Origin of the sequence: Terasakiella sp. 4MB5A, from assembly GCF_050058155.1 — a bacterium.
In the GTDB taxonomy this organism is placed as follows: domain Bacteria; phylum Pseudomonadota; class Alphaproteobacteria; order Rhodospirillales; family Terasakiellaceae; genus Terasakiella; species Terasakiella halodenitrificans.
In genome coordinates, this window is record NZ_CP188815.1 from 1,997,149 (window position 1) to 2,011,792 (window position 14,644).

Below are 14,644 nucleotides of genomic sequence, written 5' to 3' on the forward strand. Positions count from 1 at the left end.
TCTACGCTAGACGATAGGGTTTCTTGCGCGTTGGATCATGGATTTTACATTATCATTTGGCGCAAGTTGTGCAATGCCGCATTCGACCCAAACACTGACAGGTTGGAAAACGTCGGGTAAGGCAAAATCGGTATAGCTGAGAATCCCGGCAATACGATGCATAACAATTTGCGCTTCATTCTTTGGGGTGTCTGGAAGGGCAATTGCAAATTCATTATCTTGATATAGGGAAACGCAATCTTCGACACGCGATAGGCCGCTAATCCATTGATGAATTTGTTGCATAAGATGTTGTGCGGCTACATCTCCAAACTGGGTTTTGATATTACTCAGGTTTCCAATAGAGAAAAAGACACAGGTCAGGTGCTTATGCCATTTATGTGCATTTTCAATTTGATGCAAAAGATTTGCTTCGAAAAATTTTTGATTATAGGCATGGGTTGTTGTTTCGGTGCTTTTGGGGGCACGTGTACTATCCATTGCCTTACGGATGCTCCACCGCAGACGTTGACGGCGCACCAGCATTTTTATTTTTGCATGCAGGGAGGCTTTGTTCAGTGGACGGTTGGTAATTCGCGTGACGCCGCGGCGATATGCATCCAGTCTGTCTGTAATGTTATCATCGTTGATAAACAGGACAGGCAAATTAAAAAGGCGGGGATTGTTTCTGGTGCGGGAACTTAACACAAATGCTTGTTCTTTATTTTCTTCGTTTAATGCACAAATGACAGCATCATAATTAGCCTTGCTGAGTTCTTCTTCAGCGACAAAAAAATCATCACAAACATTGATTTTGCAATTGCCGTTTAAGACGGCTTCAATCATTGCCCGGTCGCCGTCATGAGGTGCGATGAGCATGATTTGATAGGCACTATTATTACTTTCATCAATTTCGTCGTTGGCGGTGATACCGAGTTTTTTGGCTAAAGCTACGCGGTTTTCAAGCTCAAGAAACATTGTGGAAAGACGGAGTAAGGGCTTGATATGAACAAAAAATTCTTCAATATCAAAAGACTGAATGAAAATGTCATCTGCGTGAACTTCAATGGCGCGTTGGTATAAGTCTGGTGTTTTTTCAGGAACAAGCGCAACAGTTGGAATATGTTTTGAGGTAATTTCACCTTTCAGTTTTCCAATTAAACCGAAACCATCGAATTCGTTACGTGAAACGTCAACAACAATCAGGTCGGGGCGCTCCTGATTCACATTGTCCTGTAAATGTTCTGGTTTGCAAAAGCGAACTTGATAGTGATGTGTTGTCAAATCTTCATGAAATCGTTTTTGCAGTTCATCATTTGCTGATACCGCGAGGATGTTTGCCGTGATATGCGTGTTCAAACTCTTTCTCCCAACCCGCCCATTTATTTGAGCCTTACTTTAACTGAAAAATAAATGTCAAACCAGAGGTTCTATGGTATTAAGGTGAATAGTTCTCGTTTGTGAGAAAACCCCCGTAAGTTATGTTCTCCCAACGATTGCCAGTCTCCGCCATGCAGTTGGCAAAATTGATTTGAGACCACAACAGGAACGTTTAATTCTTTTGTCATACTTTCTAATCTTGCCGCTTCGTTGGCAGAAGACCCGATGACGGAAAATTCTAGTCGATCATGGGTGCCGATATTGCCATACATCACTTCACCGACATGAATGCCTATCCCACAATTGAGTATAGGTATATTTTTGGCTTCATGCGTGGCATTAAGCTCGTTCAAACGATCAAAGGCGCTTCGGATGGCGCGTTCTGCATTCTGGGCTGCTTGCTGCGTTTGGACGCAATCAGGTGTTTCACCAACCGGGAAAATTGCCAAAACAGCGTCCCCGATGTATCGTAAAACTTCCCCTCCATTTGCTAGTACGGCACCGGCTGTGCAGTCAAAGTAATCGTTCAGCATATCCAGGAAATCTGCACGGGGAAGAGTTTCTGCCAATGTGGTGGATTGTCGCAGGTCTGAAAACCATAAAACGGCACGGATGATTTGACCGTCTCCGCGTTTGACTTTGCCGCTGAGAACCTGTTTTCCAGTTTCTTTTCCTAAATAGGTTTCAAGCAGAACAGTGGCCGTATGTTTTAACGCATAGTTTTCAACAATACGTGCAAGGGCTGGGAGGCTCTCATATATAAGCGTCAGGTGTTCAGTGCTGAAACCGCCAGCGGTTTTACTGGCAAGAGTGATGGCGCTACGTCGGCCATCTGAAAAAATCAGGGGCAAGGCAACGTAGTCCGTAAAACCTTCATCTCTGAGATCAGGCAAAACAGAATAATCCATCTGACATTTTGGATCATACAATGGGCGCCTAATGGCACCTGCACCATCTTCAAACAAGGCAGCGAAAGGGCTATTTTTGTACATTTCGCTTTCGCGCAAATGGTGACCCGTTTCAAAAAGATCGACGCCTTTAGTTTTGCTATCCCATGTATAGCTAAACCCCATGACCTGAGGGTGAAGTAAACGAATGACAAGACGTTGGCGGTCCAGCGGAACCCCTGCTTTTATAAAGGTTTGCGCGAGGGCTAAGGTAAAGTCCGATTTATCGGTTATCTGCCAGCCATCGTGTAACAGCCAGTCGATAATGGGATTGTTTATGTTAGGCATGTCCGAATAAATTCCCCTGATAAGATTATATCAAAGCTATTCTGTTTTTTGAGAGATGCAAGCCTGATAAATAATAAAAAAGGGGGCAAGACTTGATGCCTTACCCCCTTTTTGTGATTTTTTGGTTATTTATCCAGTGACGAGGTCACCGAGAAAAAAGACCCAACTCAGCATAAAGGCGCCAATACCCATGATGATAAACGGAAGGGCGTCGCCGGTAAGTTTTTCGTTTAAAGTAGGTTTATGTTCCATTTGGGGGGATTTCCTTAAACTTGGCATAAAGGTTATTTATATTGCGGTGCAAAAAATATAGATATATTTTATGAAGTCAATAAAAATTAGAAAAAGTATAAAGAGATATATAAGCCATAATAAATATATGGTTAATCAATGGATTAAGATAAAAATATAAAATTGAATTGCAAAGATTTTGTGATTTGGTTTAATGAATAAAAACTGATTTAATAATGTCGCATGTTGTAGGGGATACTAGGGTGGAAAAGCAAGCCATTGCCAACGCTTGGTCGGGTGTTTCTAACTGCGAAAATTGTGGTATCCGCCACCTCGCACTTTTTGCAGACTTGGAACATACCGATTTCGAACTAATCCATAAACCCATTTTAGAAGTGAAAAAAAAGGCAGGAGATCGTCTTTATGGTGAAGGTGATGAAGGGCAGTTTCTATATACTGTGCGCAGTGGTGTTATTAAACTGACACAATATTTGCCAGATGGTGGGCAGCGTATCGTCAGATTGTTACGCACAGGTGATGTCGCGGGCTTGGAAGTTCTGGTTAATCCGACTTACGAACATTATGCAACTGTTTTGCGCGATGCTGAATTATGTCAAATCCCCCGTGATGTTGTTGAACGGTTAAATCGGGAAACACCGCGTCTGCATAATCAATTGTTAAACCGCTGGCACACAGCCGTAAAACAGGCAGATGAATGGCTGACGGAATTATCAACAGGTAGTTCGAAGTCGCGTGTTGCTCGCCTTGTTATCGGCTTATCGGATAAAGTTGATAACAGTTGTTATTTATTTAGTCGGGAAGACCTTGGTGCAATCCTTGGGGTGACGACAGAAACCACATCACGTATTATTGCAGAATTTAAGCGTGAAGGTTCTTTAAAGGACTTAGGGAAAAATCATTTTCTCGCAGATTTGGTGCGTTTACAAAACATTGCCAACGAAAATTAATTTATTCCATTGATAATTCGCAATGCATCGAAAGGTGTTGGTTGCCATGATATGCGCGTTCATTCAGCGTATCAGGAGGGAATGTCATGGATACGATTGGTATATTCGGTGTCGGCGGTGTTGTAACCACTTTGCTTGTGGTCGTCGGTTTACTGGTTTTTGTTATTCGAAAAGTGAATGGTCACTGACGCAAGACTAGCCCCCTCAACCTTCGTCAAACACAAACTTTTCAAGAGAGCTGTACAGACATTTTTTTATGTCGGCAGCTCTCTTTTTTTTATGGAAAGCTGGCAATCATGTTGAGGCCTCCTTACATCAAATAGGATGATATAAGATCAAGTTTGTTTGAGGTAATGATGTTTTTCTTTCGTAAAACAACGCCGACAACAATGCCCGAAAAGCAAGTAATCGACCCACCGAGGTTTGTTGCAAGACTAAAAAAAGATGTCGGCGAAGAAATTTGGGCGGTAAGTCAGGAAGATCATTTTATTCGTGTCTATGGCGATAAAGGTGAAGACAGAATTTTATATCGTTTTAGTGATGCGGTTCATGATTTGCGTGGGCTTGATGGCACTTGCGTCCATTTGGAACATTGGGTGCTGAAAGATGCCGTGAAGCGGATTGAACATGTGGATGGCACTTATGAAATTGTTTTAAAAAATAACAAACGGTTTCCTGTTTGTGAAAGTTACCGCCGCGTTTTGCAAGAAGCAGAATGGGATATGACCCCCTGACCTGACAAAAATGTGATGATAACGTCACCTAAACGTGAAAAGGCCCTTTTTCCCTTTCCTGTATAAAGGAATGGTTACTGTTGTCATCAAAGGGCTGTTATGATCATGAAACGTACAATGTTTGTCCTTGCGCTTCTGGGGATGTTGACGGGCTTTACGCCTGTAGCATTTGCCTCAAACCCAGCGCAACGTGTATCTGTTACCGGGGAGGTAATTGATACATGGTGTTATGTCACTGAAATTATGTTTGCTGAAGGAACGGCACATCATCAATGTGCTGTATGGTGCGCTGTGGGCGGGATCCCGATTAGTATTTTATCAGGTATATGTGGTGCTTAAGCTTGAAGAGAACGAAGCCAATGTGTCCAATCCGGCCAGTTTAAAAATCCAGTCACATAAAGTGAGTGTAAACGGTGATCTTTATCGGCGTGACGGGGTTAATTACCTGTTTGTCACACAAGTTGAAGATGATCATGGGATTGTGAATTTAACACATCAAGAATACGGTATTGTGCCCTTTGGAGAGTAAGAAAATGAAATTCCAAATAAGCTTTGTAAGTGCTGTTTTTGCAGTGTTGATGTCTTCGGCGATGGCGGCGGAAGAATGGGGGATTGAAGGTGAAAAGACCGATCGGTTTGAAGCAAAGGTCGTAGATGTAGCCTGTGAGTTAAGTGGGAATTGCCCGGAACAATGTGGAAAAGGGAAACGCCAGCTCGGTCTTTTAAAGGACGATGGAACACTGGTTTTGGCGGTTAAAAATTTTGATATTTTTGCCGGTACTGGGCAGGATCTGATCGAATTCTGTAATCAACGCGTCATTGCAGACGGGTTGAGTATCACCAATGACAAAGCCAATATGTTTGCGCTGCAATTTGTGCGGGCTGCACCTGATGGTGAATGGCGCAGGGCAAATGCCTTTATACCTGCATGGCAAAAGGTAAACCCGAACAAAGATGGGTCTGAATGGTATCGTCATGATGCGATGGTGAAAAAAGAAATAGAAGCGCGTGGTGTTTTGGGCATACCAGGACTTAAGGGGGACTAATGATGCGGGTGCGCCTTGTCTTTTGTGCTTTTCTGTTCATGTTGACAAATGGGGTTTTCTCGCCTGCATTTGCAACAGAAAATAAAGAAACACACGTGATTGCCAATTTGTTTGGAGGGCCGTTTGATCTCGTCAATCAAGATGGAAAGCCTACGACGGATCGTAGTTTTCGCGGACGTTATATGTTGATTTATTTTGGTTATACATATTGCCCGGATATCTGTCCGACCGGGTTGTCGACTATGGCAACGGCGCTGGATTTATTGAAAGGGAAGGGGGCGAGAGTTCAACCGATTTTTGTTTCAATTGATCCGGAGCGCGATCAGCCAGAGTTCTTAAAGCAATATGTTGCAGCATTTCACCCCCGCTTGATAGGATAGACGGGGAGTGAAAAACAGGTGCGTGCGATTGCAAAAGCTTATCGCGTTCATCGCAGCAAGGTGATTGAAAAAGACAAACCTGCGGATGAGTATTTAGTCAATCATTCCTCAATCACGTATTTGATGGGCCCGGATGGCCAGTTTTTGACCATGTTTCCACATGGAAGTGACCCCGCTGTCATGGCACGGGCAATCGAAAAATACCTTCCTTAACGTGACATTTCCAAAACTTGCTCTGCGTCATAGCTCAACCATGTTTTGAAAAATAATTCGATGGTTTGTTTTGGTATGTTGCGGGTGATGAAAACCAATCGCGTGCGCTGATCCTCGGATGGCCAAGTGTCAAGTTCCAACGGTTCATGGAAGACGTGTTGCACCCCATGTAGAATGATCGGGCGGTCTGATTGCTCCTGAAGGTTCACAATACCTTTTATGCGCAAAAGATCCTTGCCTTGATTTGAAATAAGCAATTGCATAGCCAATAAAAAAGCACTGGATGGCAAAGGATTGTCAAATATGAGGCTAAAGGTTTCAATACCACCATTATGGTGATGATGGTGGTGATGTGTGTGTAAAACAGTATCGTTGAGCCAGCGGGCAACGTCATAATGATCATTTTTAGGGTCATATAGCGTCGTATTGAATAGGTTGCTCAGGTTAAAATCCGCGCTGTGTCGGTCCTGTTTGAGTGCCAATGGGTTCAACTGCTTGATCTCGTTATAAAGATCGTGCAGGGCTGCCTCGTCAACATCAATATCGGTTTTCATATAAACCAGACGATCTGCAACGGCGACTTGTTTCTGACATTCTTCATGCTTTGCCAGTGTTGCCAATCCATTGACCGTATCTATCGTGCAAACTACCCCACCCAGCATATAACGTTTTGCAATACGCGGCTCTGTGACAAGGGTATGAATGACCGGGGCAGGGTCAGCCAATCCGGTTGTTTCAATAATGACACGATTAAAAGGGGCAATTTGCCCTGTTTCTCGTTTTTCATATAAATCCAGCAAGGTTTGCGTGATGTCCCCGCGAACGGTGCAACACAGGCAACCGGTTGTCATTTCGACGGTTTGTTCTTCACTATGGGTGACAAGAAAATCATCAAGGCCAATTTCACCAAATTCATTGACGATGACGGCGGCATTGGCAAATTCTTCGTCACGCAAAATTTGAGATAAGAGGGTGGATTTACCACTTCCTAAAAAACCTGTCAGTAAGGTAACGGGTATCAGCATTGTTAGTCCTCCATTATGTATACGTTATAACGTTACACTGTAAAAGAAAGCAAGAGCAAAGATCAAACTATAAGGGCTATGTTTAAGGTGTGTATCAATCAAAGATTATTTACCTTTGACTTGAAAAAATGACATAATGCAATTCGACCGTTAATTTTATAGTTTGAATGTGCGAATTGCGGGTGGCATGAAAAAGTTAGACCATTTTTTGGGCGAGATTGCCGAAGCGAACACGCCGGATGACTTGGCAGTGCTTTTTGCAACACAAATACAGTCTCTTGGTTTTGCAACTTTTGCCTATTTTAATTTTGCTGTTCCTGAAAATGATTGGGTTGCACATCGCCATAATTATGGGTTGAAATGGCAAGATCGCTATTTAGATGAGAACTATGGAGATATTGATCCGGTGTTCCAACATGGAATGCGGGCAAGGTTGCCTTTTGCCTGGGGGAGTAGTGATGCTGATGGTTTGACACCACGGCAGGCTCAAATGATGCATGAAGCGCGTGATTGTGGATTAGGTAATGGATTTACGGTTCCTAATAAAACCATTGGGCTAAAACCCTCTTTTATATCTGTTGCCAGTGATGAAACAGATGCGGGTTTTCAATCGGCTATCCGTCATAATGCGGCAGAGTTGCATATTTTATCGCTCCATTTTGATGCGCATTTTGCCGAACTTTCTTTACCTCAACCGATTGCTTGTGTGTTAACGCCACGCGAGCTGGAGGTGATGAAATGGGCAAAGGACGGTAAAACAAATGGTGAGATATCGGATATATTGCATATTTCGGGTAAAACAGTAGAGAATCATTTTACAAATATTTACAATAAGTTAGGTGTTTATTCTCGTACACATGCGGTGGTTAAATGTCTGACTGAAGGCTTGATTGCCCCGTAAGTTTAGTGCTTTGCGTAGGGGGATTCCCCTATAGGGGAATGCACAACTAAAAGCGATACTTCCATTCAATTTTAAATGAAGGGGTATCTAAAATGTTATTTCAAATTGAGCCTTCTGATCATCATGTTTTTATGGAACGTCTAGATCAAATGTTTCAACAACGTGCTCGTGTTTTTAAAGGCCGTTTGGGCTGGGATGTAACGATAGAAAATGGACGAGAACGCGACCAGTATGATGCAGAAGATCCGACGTATTTGCTATATTACAGCCCCGATGGATGTTTACGGGGGTCTGTGCGCTTTTTACCGATGACAGGGACGAATATGTTGCGCGATACTTTCCCGCAATTACTGGATGGTCAAATCTGCCCGGACTCTTCTATTTATTTTGAATCCAGTCGGTTTGCAGTAGAAACGGATGGAGATCAAAAAATTAATCGTCTGCTGTCTCGTGGTTGTGCTGAATTGTTTTTGGGTGGAATTGAATATGGCCTTGCACATGGTAAAAAGGAACTGATCACGGTAACAGACGTTTTTATTGAACGTTTGTTCAAGCTGGCGGGTTGGTCTTCTGAACGCCTTGGGGAAGAACACCTGATTGGCGAGTCTCGTGCTGTTGCCGTACGCTTGCCCATAAGTCGCGAATATCTAGCCTCTGTTCGTCGTAAAACAGGTATTTTTGAGCCTGTCTTATGGTCGCGTGCAACGGGCATGCAAAATGTTGGTTTGGAAACGAATGCCGATGAACGCATTCAGGGTATGCATGCTTCCTTGGAATATCTTCGTGCGCAGGCAAAGGCAGCAGGAATGCCGGATATTGCCGACAAAATAGGCGCGATTGAAAAAGCTATTACCCGTGAAGTTATGAGTCACGGCCACGCCTGATCAGGTTCAGCCCAATTGCAAATCATCGCAATTGGGCTGACTGATGGGATGGGTTAGCGTTGCAGGGAAGGGTAATCAACATATCCTTTTTCCGACCCGCCAAAAAGGGTGTCGGGGTCCAGTGTGGATAAGGCAAGTTTATTGGCAAAACGATAGGGAAGATCGGGATTGGCAATAAACGGACGGCCATAGGCAATAAGACCGGCAAGACCGGATTTTAAAAGCTGCTCGCCACGTTCTTTTGAATAGTTACCAGCCACGATAATTGTCCCGGAATAAACCTCACGCAAATCATGTCTGAATTGCTCGGGAATAGCTGGTGCATCTTCCCAGTCTGCTTCGGATAAGTGAATATAACTTATACCGATACGTTGCAGTTCAAATGCGGCTTTCAACATGGTTTCAATAATTTCATCATCTGCCATATTACGTTGGGTAATATAAGGGGAAAGACGAATACCTGTACGGTCTGCACCGATTTCTGCGGCAACGGCGCTACAAACCTCCACAAAGAAACGAATACGGTTTTCTTGATTGCCGCCATAGGCATCGGCTCGTTGATTTGATGATTTTCTCAGGAATTGGTCAATCAAATAACCGTTGGCACCGTGAATTTCAACACCATCAAAACCTGCATCCATTGCATTGCGGGCGCCACGTGCAAAATCAGTAACGATATCCTTGATTTCGGTTTCTTCTAATGCGCGGGGAAGAGGGCAATCAATCATTTGCCCAACATTTGTTTGCGGATCAACAACCCAGACCTGTGCATCTGGTGACAGGGCGCTTGGCGCGACAGGCTTACCATCATCATGAAAAGTTTCATGGCTCATCCGGCCAACGTGCCATAACTGACAATAAATACGACCATTGGCCTGATGAACGTGATCGGTGACCTTTTTCCATCCCTCGACTTGTTCCGGCGTAAAAATGCCGGGGGTAAATGAATATCCTTTACCTTGGCGCGAAATTTGTGTGGCCTCGGATATGATGAGACCCGCGCTTGCGCGCTGTGCATAATATTGAGCCATCATTTGATTGGGAACGTCCCCCGGCTGGGTGGTTCTGGCCCGTGTCATTGGGGCCATAACAATACGATTAGGTAGTGATAATCGACCCAAAGATAAGGGCGTGAAGAGATCTGTCGTCATCGTGAGTAATCCTTTCTGTCCAAAACTGTTTGCTTGACAACAGAATTACCTCTACGGAAAATGAAAACAATTGATGTTTTATGCAAAATATATTTTGGAAAATTCGAATAATGCTACTTGATAATTTAGCGCTTTTTATCCGTATCGTCGAAAAAGGCGGCTTGGCTGTTGCCGGACGTGATCTGGGTTTATCTCCGGCGACTGTGACGGAACGTTTAAATGCGTTGGAAAGGTATTATGGAGCAACGCTTTTAAAACGAACCACTCGGGCCATTCATATTACGGAAGAGGGGCAATTACTCCTTGATGGTGCCAAACGTTTATTGGCTGAGGCAAATGAATTGGAATCCCGGTTAAAAAAAGGTGTGGACCAAATCTCCGGCCCGATCCGTTTAAGTGCGCCGCTGGATCTGGGGCGAAACCGCTTAACACCGATTATTGATGCCTTTTTAACGGTTTATCCACAAGTCAGCATCGATTTGATTTTGAATGATGGCTATATGGATATGGTTGCAGAAGGAATTGATTTTGCTATTCGTTACGGAAATTTAGCTAGCAGTTCTTTGAAAATAAAAAAAATTGCATCAACTCATCGCTTGCCATGTGCAACCCCGTCTTATCTTGAAAAGTATGGGAGCCCTCAAACGCCATATGAGTTGGAAAGACACAATTGCCTGATCATGCGATTTGGTCAAAATCTAGATAACGAATGGTCATTTTCAATAGATGGTCAAGTTGTCAAAATTCCGGTGCAAGGTAATCGCATTGCAAATGATGGTGAACAGGTCCGCCACTGGTGCCTTGCAGGTTTCGGAATTGCTTATAAAGCGAACTTGGATGTGGAAGCAGATATTGCGGAAGGCAAACTTATACCACTTCTCGCTCCATATTTGAATGTGTCTTCGCAACTTCAAATCATCTACCCGCAATCAAACACCATGCCACGCCGTGTCCGCATGCTTATCGATTATATTGCAAAGCAAATAAGAGTTTAGGGTTATAAAAAAACAAAAAAACCTCGCTCATAAGAGCGAGGTTTTTAATGGCGGATGGCTAGGGATTCGAACCCCAGGAACCTCTCGGTTCAACGGTTTTCAAGACCGCCGCTTTCGACCACTCAGCCAGCCATCCTCAGATTGTGTGGCAGGTTATTAGCGTAATAGTTATGGGCTTGGCAAGAAAGAATTTCGTTTTTTTGAAAACTTTTTTTTCATTCAACAAATAGGAGAGAAAAGAGGGGGCGCATTGCTCTGTTGAACAAGGTACGCTCCCTCTTTGTAAAGCCAGATGTGAGAGGTTTTATTATTTGGCTTCAATCCCTTTCTTTGCCGCCTTCATTGCTTCGCTCAGGATCGCCATATCGCCGATATGATTAGCAAGTAGGAGGATGAGTTTGGCGTTGAGCTCGCGACTTTGTTCTTCACTTAGGTCACGATGAAGGTCGATGAGTTCCTGATAAAAGTCGTCAGGGCGTTGAATATTTGCGTTGGTGTTAAGTGACATTGCAAAGCTTCCTTTTTTAGAGTTGAGCTGTGGCGCGTTTTAAAGCGGTTTCGATTTTATTTTGATCGAATGTCCGCCAACGTGCTGCAACGTGTTGGTCCGGACGCAGAAGATAGGTGGTGCCATCTTTTGCGTCATAGCGTTCTTTAAGGCGACTTTTGATATCCAGCATATCTTTACCAACGACAATAACATCGCAAGGGATACCATTAATATCCAAAGTTTTAATACCCGGGTCCGTACCAAAGGTTAAGATTTTAAAGCGAGAGTCCGCAATATGATTGAGGAACCAACCTTCGCAACCATCAACATTGATCGGTGCGTCCGCACAATTTGTACCGGGAACCATTTTACCATTGAAGACGTCTTCGTCCGGTGTATTCAACGAGCTATGAATATAGGGAGTTGGCATAGAGAGGCGACCGGAATTGACCAGAGGTCGCGCAAATTCATAATCGGAAGCCAAATCAAGGACAGCATCACGAAAGGCTTTTGAAACGGCACTTTTCGGTGTGATGAAATCGGTGGAGCGGGTGGAGTTCAGCAAGTTGTCTGCTGCAGCAAAAACACGTTCTTCGCTATAGCTTTCCAAGAGTTTCTCCGGTGCTTTTCCGTCCATAACCAGTTTGAGTTTCCATGTTAGGTTATCGATATCCTGCACACCCGTATTTGCCCCGCGGGCCCCGAAAGGGGAGACCTGATGAGCCGCATCGCCGGCAATAAAGACGCGACCACATTTGAAGTCCTGGAGTTGACGACAAGCAAATTGATAAACGGAAACCCATTCCAGTTCGAATTCCACATCGTCACCGAGCATGGCTTTGAGGCGGGGAATGACATTTTCCGGTTTTTTCTCTTCTTCCGGGTCGCAATCCCAACCAAGTTGGAAATCAATACGCCAGACATCGTCGGATTGCATGTGAAGCAAGACGGACTGGTTGCGATGGAAGGGGGGATTGAACCAGAACCAGCGTTCTGCCGGGAAGTCAGCTTTCGTTACCACATCGGCAATCAGGAAACGATCTTGAAAGAATTGCCCTTCGAAACCCAAGCCTAACATTTTCCGGGTATCGGAATTGGCCCCGTCACACGCCACAACATATTCGGCTTCGGTTTTATAAACCCCGTCAGGTGTTTCAATTTGCAAAGCAACATGATCGTCATGATTTTTCAGGCTAATGGTTTTGGATTTCCAACGAAAATCAATTAAATCGCCGTATTGTTTTTTTGCTTCATCAATCATGTATTCTTCAAGATAATATTGTTGAAGGTTGATAAATGCCGGGATTTTATGGTCATCTTCAGGTAGAAGATCAAATTGATAAACCAGTTCTTCATCGCGAAAAACTTTACCGACTTTCCAAATGACGGATTTGTCGATCATGCGTTCGCCAACGCCAAGCCGATCCCAAATTTCCAAGGGACGTTTGGCATAACAGACGGCACGTGAACCAATTGAAACTGTGTTGTTGTCATCCAGAATAACAACAGGAATACCTTGTTTGGCAAAGTCGAGTGCCGTTGTCAGACCGATGGGGCCTGCACCGATAATGACGGCTTTATGGCGTTTGACGGTACCGGTCTTTTGCTCTTCCGACTGGACGTAATCAAATTCCGGATATTGGTATGTGTTAAGCATTATAAATTCCTCCCCTCATATTCCCCTTAGCTGGAGAATTCCTTTTCATGCATCCATTGTGCGTGCTGTGGGGCGCGTTTTGTTTTTGCCCATTCTTCCAGCATGTCCCATTTGACATCATCAAGTCTTTTATGCATGTCCGGTGTATCGGTATTGGCGGCCAATTCCAGACGGTGACCGTTGGGGTCGTAAAAATAGATGGATTGGAACAATGTATGGTCGGTTGGACCGACAACGTTGATTCCGTCTGCTTCCATTTTTTTCTTGATTTCCATCATTTCATCAATGGAATCAATCTGGAGGGCAAGGTGTTGGCACCATGCGGGTGTGTTTTCATCACGCCCCATTTCTGGGGAATTCGGGAGTTCAAAGAACGCAAGGATATTGCCGCCACCAGCATTTAAAAAAATATGCATATAAGGGTCAGGTTCTTTTGTAGAAGGAACTTCGTTTTCTGCAATGGCGAGAACGAAATCCATATCCAGATATTTTTGATACCAGAGCACAGTTTCCTTGGCGTCTTTGCAACGATAGGCCACATGGTGGATTTTTTGAATGGGCATAGGTGCCTCCCTGTGAAGCAGATTTATAAGTTACAAATGAAACTATAATGGTTACATGTGAAACTAATCAAGTAAAAAATGCATAAAGGTTGAAAAAACTTGCCTCCTTATACGCTATGACTTTAAATGGTTATGGATGAAACTAAAATTAAGGGCGGCTTGGCACCATGTTGCGAAAAGATAAAAAACCGGTCACTTTTCAGTTGGAAAAATTCTTTCCTTATCTTGTGCGGATTTATTATCGTGCGGTCAGCCAATCGGTTTCTTCCATTTACGAAAAAGATTATGATTTAACGGTCTCTGAATGGCGGGCGATGGCTGTATTGGGAAACAGCAAAGAACCTCTATCTGCTGGTGAGATTGTAACGCGTTCAAGTATCGATAAGGTGAAAGTCAGTCGTGCGATTGCTGGTTTGACAAAAGCCGGATATCTGGAAAGACGTATTGATGAGGGGGATCGCCGTAAAGTTGCATTGCAACTAACGCGATCAGGCCATTATGTTTTCGAGGAACTCGTTGAAAAAGTACAGGAACTTGAAGATAAACTGCTGAAAGGCTTTTCATCTGAAGAAAAAGATCTTCTCATTTCTTTTATGGCGCGTGTCCGCAATAATTCAGAAGAACTGAATAAAGGTCAAAATGACTGATTTCCATATTTTAAAGTGCTTGCTGTAAAGTTTATTTGAGTACTTTCAGGTTGTGTGAATGTGCGAATCTTCAGACATTGTGTGTCTTTAGGATTCTCGTGTTTGATGATGCACATACATTGGTCGAGTTTTTTTATTCGATATATCGGGTTTAACTGATTTTTT

17 protein-coding genes, 1 tRNA gene and 1 pseudogene are annotated in these 14,644 nt (G+C 43.6%); 10 read left to right on the forward strand and 9 right to left on the reverse strand.

From position 1 onward, the window contains the following. Nucleotides 1-6: 6 nt before the first annotated feature. The 3 genes from ACI0FF_RS09175 to ACI0FF_RS09185 form a co-directional block, all read right to left on the reverse strand. Nucleotides 7-1,338, reverse strand: a complete 1,332-nt coding sequence (locus ACI0FF_RS09175) for a diguanylate cyclase domain-containing protein (protein ID WP_419796569.1) — start codon at nucleotides 1,336-1,338, stop codon at nucleotides 7-9. 71 nt (nucleotides 1,339-1,409) lie between these two features. Then, entirely contained in the window at nucleotides 1,410-2,594 is a 1,185-nt protein-coding gene (locus ACI0FF_RS09180) for an adenylate/guanylate cyclase domain-containing protein (RefSeq protein ID WP_419796570.1), read from the reverse strand. 129 nt (nucleotides 2,595-2,723) lie between these two features. Further along, nucleotides 2,724-2,846, reverse strand: coding sequence for a hypothetical protein (locus ACI0FF_RS09185; protein WP_419796571.1), 123 nt, complete (start codon nucleotides 2,844-2,846; stop codon nucleotides 2,724-2,726). A gap of 242 nt (nucleotides 2,847-3,088) precedes the next feature. Here ACI0FF_RS09185 and ACI0FF_RS09190 point away from each other — a divergent pair, with 242 nt between their 5' ends. The 6 genes and pseudogenes from ACI0FF_RS09190 to ACI0FF_RS09215 all read left to right on the forward strand — a co-directional run bounded on the left by ACI0FF_RS09190 (nucleotide 3,089) and on the right by ACI0FF_RS09215 (nucleotide 6,166). Continuing rightward, on the forward strand, nucleotides 3,089-3,793 hold the full coding sequence (locus ACI0FF_RS09190) for a Crp/Fnr family transcriptional regulator (protein ID WP_419796572.1): 705 nt from the start codon (nucleotides 3,089-3,091) through the stop codon (nucleotides 3,791-3,793). Nucleotides 3,794-4,182: 389 nt separating this feature from the next. After that, the gene (locus tag ACI0FF_RS09195) at nucleotides 4,183-4,527 is read left to right on the forward strand and encodes a LytTR family transcriptional regulator DNA-binding domain-containing protein (RefSeq protein ID WP_419796573.1); all 345 of its coding nucleotides are present in this window, start codon (nucleotides 4,183-4,185) and stop codon (nucleotides 4,525-4,527) included. Between the two features lie 105 nt (nucleotides 4,528-4,632). After that, a complete protein-coding gene (locus ACI0FF_RS09200) occupies nucleotides 4,633-4,866 on the forward strand; it encodes a hypothetical protein (protein ID WP_419796574.1) in 234 nt (77 codons plus the stop codon). Further along, on the forward strand, nucleotides 4,859-5,056 hold the full coding sequence (locus tag ACI0FF_RS09205) for a hypothetical protein (RefSeq protein WP_419796575.1): 198 nt from the start codon (nucleotides 4,859-4,861) through the stop codon (nucleotides 5,054-5,056). Before ACI0FF_RS09200 ends, ACI0FF_RS09205 begins: the two co-directional genes overlap by 8 nt. Nucleotides 5,057-5,060: 4 nt before the next feature. Beyond that, entirely contained in the window at nucleotides 5,061-5,573 is a 513-nt protein-coding gene (locus tag ACI0FF_RS09210) for a hypothetical protein (protein ID WP_419796576.1), read from the forward strand. Nucleotides 5,574-5,611: 38 nt separating this feature from the next. After that, nucleotides 5,612-6,166 (forward strand): annotated as a pseudogene (locus ACI0FF_RS09215) (SCO family protein). Here the strand turns inward: ACI0FF_RS09215 and ACI0FF_RS09220 are convergent. Continuing rightward, nucleotides 6,163-7,191, reverse strand: coding sequence for a CobW family GTP-binding protein (locus ACI0FF_RS09220; RefSeq protein ID WP_419796577.1), 1,029 nt, complete (start codon nucleotides 7,189-7,191; stop codon nucleotides 6,163-6,165). The pseudogene ACI0FF_RS09215 and the gene ACI0FF_RS09220 overlap by 4 nt on opposite strands. 187 nt (nucleotides 7,192-7,378) lie before the next feature. On the opposite strand from ACI0FF_RS09220, the gene ACI0FF_RS09225 reads away from it, so the two are divergent. Both ACI0FF_RS09225 and ACI0FF_RS09230 read left to right on the forward strand, forming a co-directional pair. Further along, nucleotides 7,379-8,092, forward strand: a complete 714-nt coding sequence (locus ACI0FF_RS09225) for a helix-turn-helix transcriptional regulator (protein ID WP_419796578.1) — start codon at nucleotides 7,379-7,381, stop codon at nucleotides 8,090-8,092. A 92-nt stretch (nucleotides 8,093-8,184) separates the two neighbouring features. Continuing rightward, the gene (locus ACI0FF_RS09230; protein ID WP_419796579.1) at nucleotides 8,185-8,976 is read left to right on the forward strand and encodes an acyl-homoserine-lactone synthase; all 792 of its coding nucleotides are present in this window, start codon (nucleotides 8,185-8,187) and stop codon (nucleotides 8,974-8,976) included. 53 nt (nucleotides 8,977-9,029) lie between these two features. Here the strand turns inward: ACI0FF_RS09230 and ACI0FF_RS09235 are convergent, their stop codons facing one another. After that, the gene (locus tag ACI0FF_RS09235) at nucleotides 9,030-10,127 is read right to left on the reverse strand and encodes an alkene reductase (protein WP_419796580.1); all 1,098 of its coding nucleotides are present in this window, start codon (nucleotides 10,125-10,127) and stop codon (nucleotides 9,030-9,032) included. Between the two features lie 110 nt (nucleotides 10,128-10,237). Between ACI0FF_RS09235 and ACI0FF_RS09240 the strand changes: the two genes are divergently transcribed. Next, the gene (locus ACI0FF_RS09240) at nucleotides 10,238-11,122 is read left to right on the forward strand and encodes a LysR family transcriptional regulator (RefSeq protein ID WP_419796581.1); all 885 of its coding nucleotides are present in this window, start codon (nucleotides 10,238-10,240) and stop codon (nucleotides 11,120-11,122) included. A gap of 48 nt (nucleotides 11,123-11,170) precedes the next feature. Here ACI0FF_RS09240 and ACI0FF_RS09245 read toward each other — a convergent pair. The 4 genes from ACI0FF_RS09245 to ACI0FF_RS09260 form a co-directional block, all read right to left on the reverse strand. Next, a tRNA-Ser gene (locus ACI0FF_RS09245) sits at nucleotides 11,171-11,258 on the reverse strand. 171 nt (nucleotides 11,259-11,429) lie between these two features. After that, the gene (locus ACI0FF_RS09250) at nucleotides 11,430-11,630 is read right to left on the reverse strand and encodes a DUF2783 domain-containing protein (protein WP_419796582.1); all 201 of its coding nucleotides are present in this window, start codon (nucleotides 11,628-11,630) and stop codon (nucleotides 11,430-11,432) included. A gap of 16 nt (nucleotides 11,631-11,646) precedes the next feature. Next, nucleotides 11,647-13,269, reverse strand: a complete 1,623-nt coding sequence (locus ACI0FF_RS09255) for an FAD-dependent oxidoreductase (RefSeq protein WP_419796583.1) — start codon at nucleotides 13,267-13,269, stop codon at nucleotides 11,647-11,649. 26 nt (nucleotides 13,270-13,295) lie between these two features. Continuing rightward, a complete protein-coding gene (locus ACI0FF_RS09260) occupies nucleotides 13,296-13,832 on the reverse strand; it encodes a VOC family protein (RefSeq protein WP_419796584.1) in 537 nt (178 codons plus the stop codon). Between the two features lie 167 nt (nucleotides 13,833-13,999). Here ACI0FF_RS09260 and ACI0FF_RS09265 point away from each other — a divergent pair, with 167 nt between their 5' ends. Next, a complete protein-coding gene (locus tag ACI0FF_RS09265) occupies nucleotides 14,000-14,479 on the forward strand; it encodes a MarR family winged helix-turn-helix transcriptional regulator (protein WP_419796585.1) in 480 nt (159 codons plus the stop codon). Nucleotides 14,480-14,644 lie beyond the last annotated feature (165 nt).

Bases quoted from the DNA above. Each gene is read 5' to 3' on its own strand.
- ACI0FF_RS09180 (WP_419796570.1), bottom strand. From the start codon at position 2,594: ATGCCTAACATAAACAATCCCATTATCGACTGGCTGTTACACGATGGC.
- ACI0FF_RS09185 (WP_419796571.1), bottom strand. From the start codon at position 2,846: ATGGAACATAAACCTACTTTAAACGAAAAACTTACCGGCGACGCCCTT.
- ACI0FF_RS09195 (WP_419796573.1), top strand. From the start codon at position 4,183: ATGCCCGAAAAGCAAGTAATCGACCCACCGAGGTTTGTTGCAAGACTA.
- ACI0FF_RS09200 (WP_419796574.1), top strand. From the start codon at position 4,633: ATGAAACGTACAATGTTTGTCCTTGCGCTTCTGGGGATGTTGACGGGC.
- ACI0FF_RS09210 (WP_419796576.1), top strand. From the start codon at position 5,061: ATGAAATTCCAAATAAGCTTTGTAAGTGCTGTTTTTGCAGTGTTGATG.
- ACI0FF_RS09220 (WP_419796577.1), bottom strand. From the start codon at position 7,191: ATGCTGATACCCGTTACCTTACTGACAGGTTTTTTAGGAAGTGGTAAA.
- ACI0FF_RS09225 (WP_419796578.1), top strand. From the start codon at position 7,379: ATGAAAAAGTTAGACCATTTTTTGGGCGAGATTGCCGAAGCGAACACG.
- ACI0FF_RS09230 (WP_419796579.1), top strand. From the start codon at position 8,185: ATGTTATTTCAAATTGAGCCTTCTGATCATCATGTTTTTATGGAACGT.
- ACI0FF_RS09235 (WP_419796580.1), bottom strand. From the start codon at position 10,127: ATGACGACAGATCTCTTCACGCCCTTATCTTTGGGTCGATTATCACTA.
- ACI0FF_RS09240 (WP_419796581.1), top strand. From the start codon at position 10,238: ATGCTACTTGATAATTTAGCGCTTTTTATCCGTATCGTCGAAAAAGGC.
- ACI0FF_RS09250 (WP_419796582.1), bottom strand. From the start codon at position 11,630: ATGTCACTTAACACCAACGCAAATATTCAACGCCCTGACGACTTTTAT.
- ACI0FF_RS09255 (WP_419796583.1), bottom strand. From the start codon at position 13,269: ATGCTTAACACATACCAATATCCGGAATTTGATTACGTCCAGTCGGAA.
- ACI0FF_RS09260 (WP_419796584.1), bottom strand. From the start codon at position 13,832: ATGCCCATTCAAAAAATCCACCATGTGGCCTATCGTTGCAAAGACGCC.
- ACI0FF_RS09265 (WP_419796585.1), top strand. From the start codon at position 14,000: ATGTTGCGAAAAGATAAAAAACCGGTCACTTTTCAGTTGGAAAAATTC.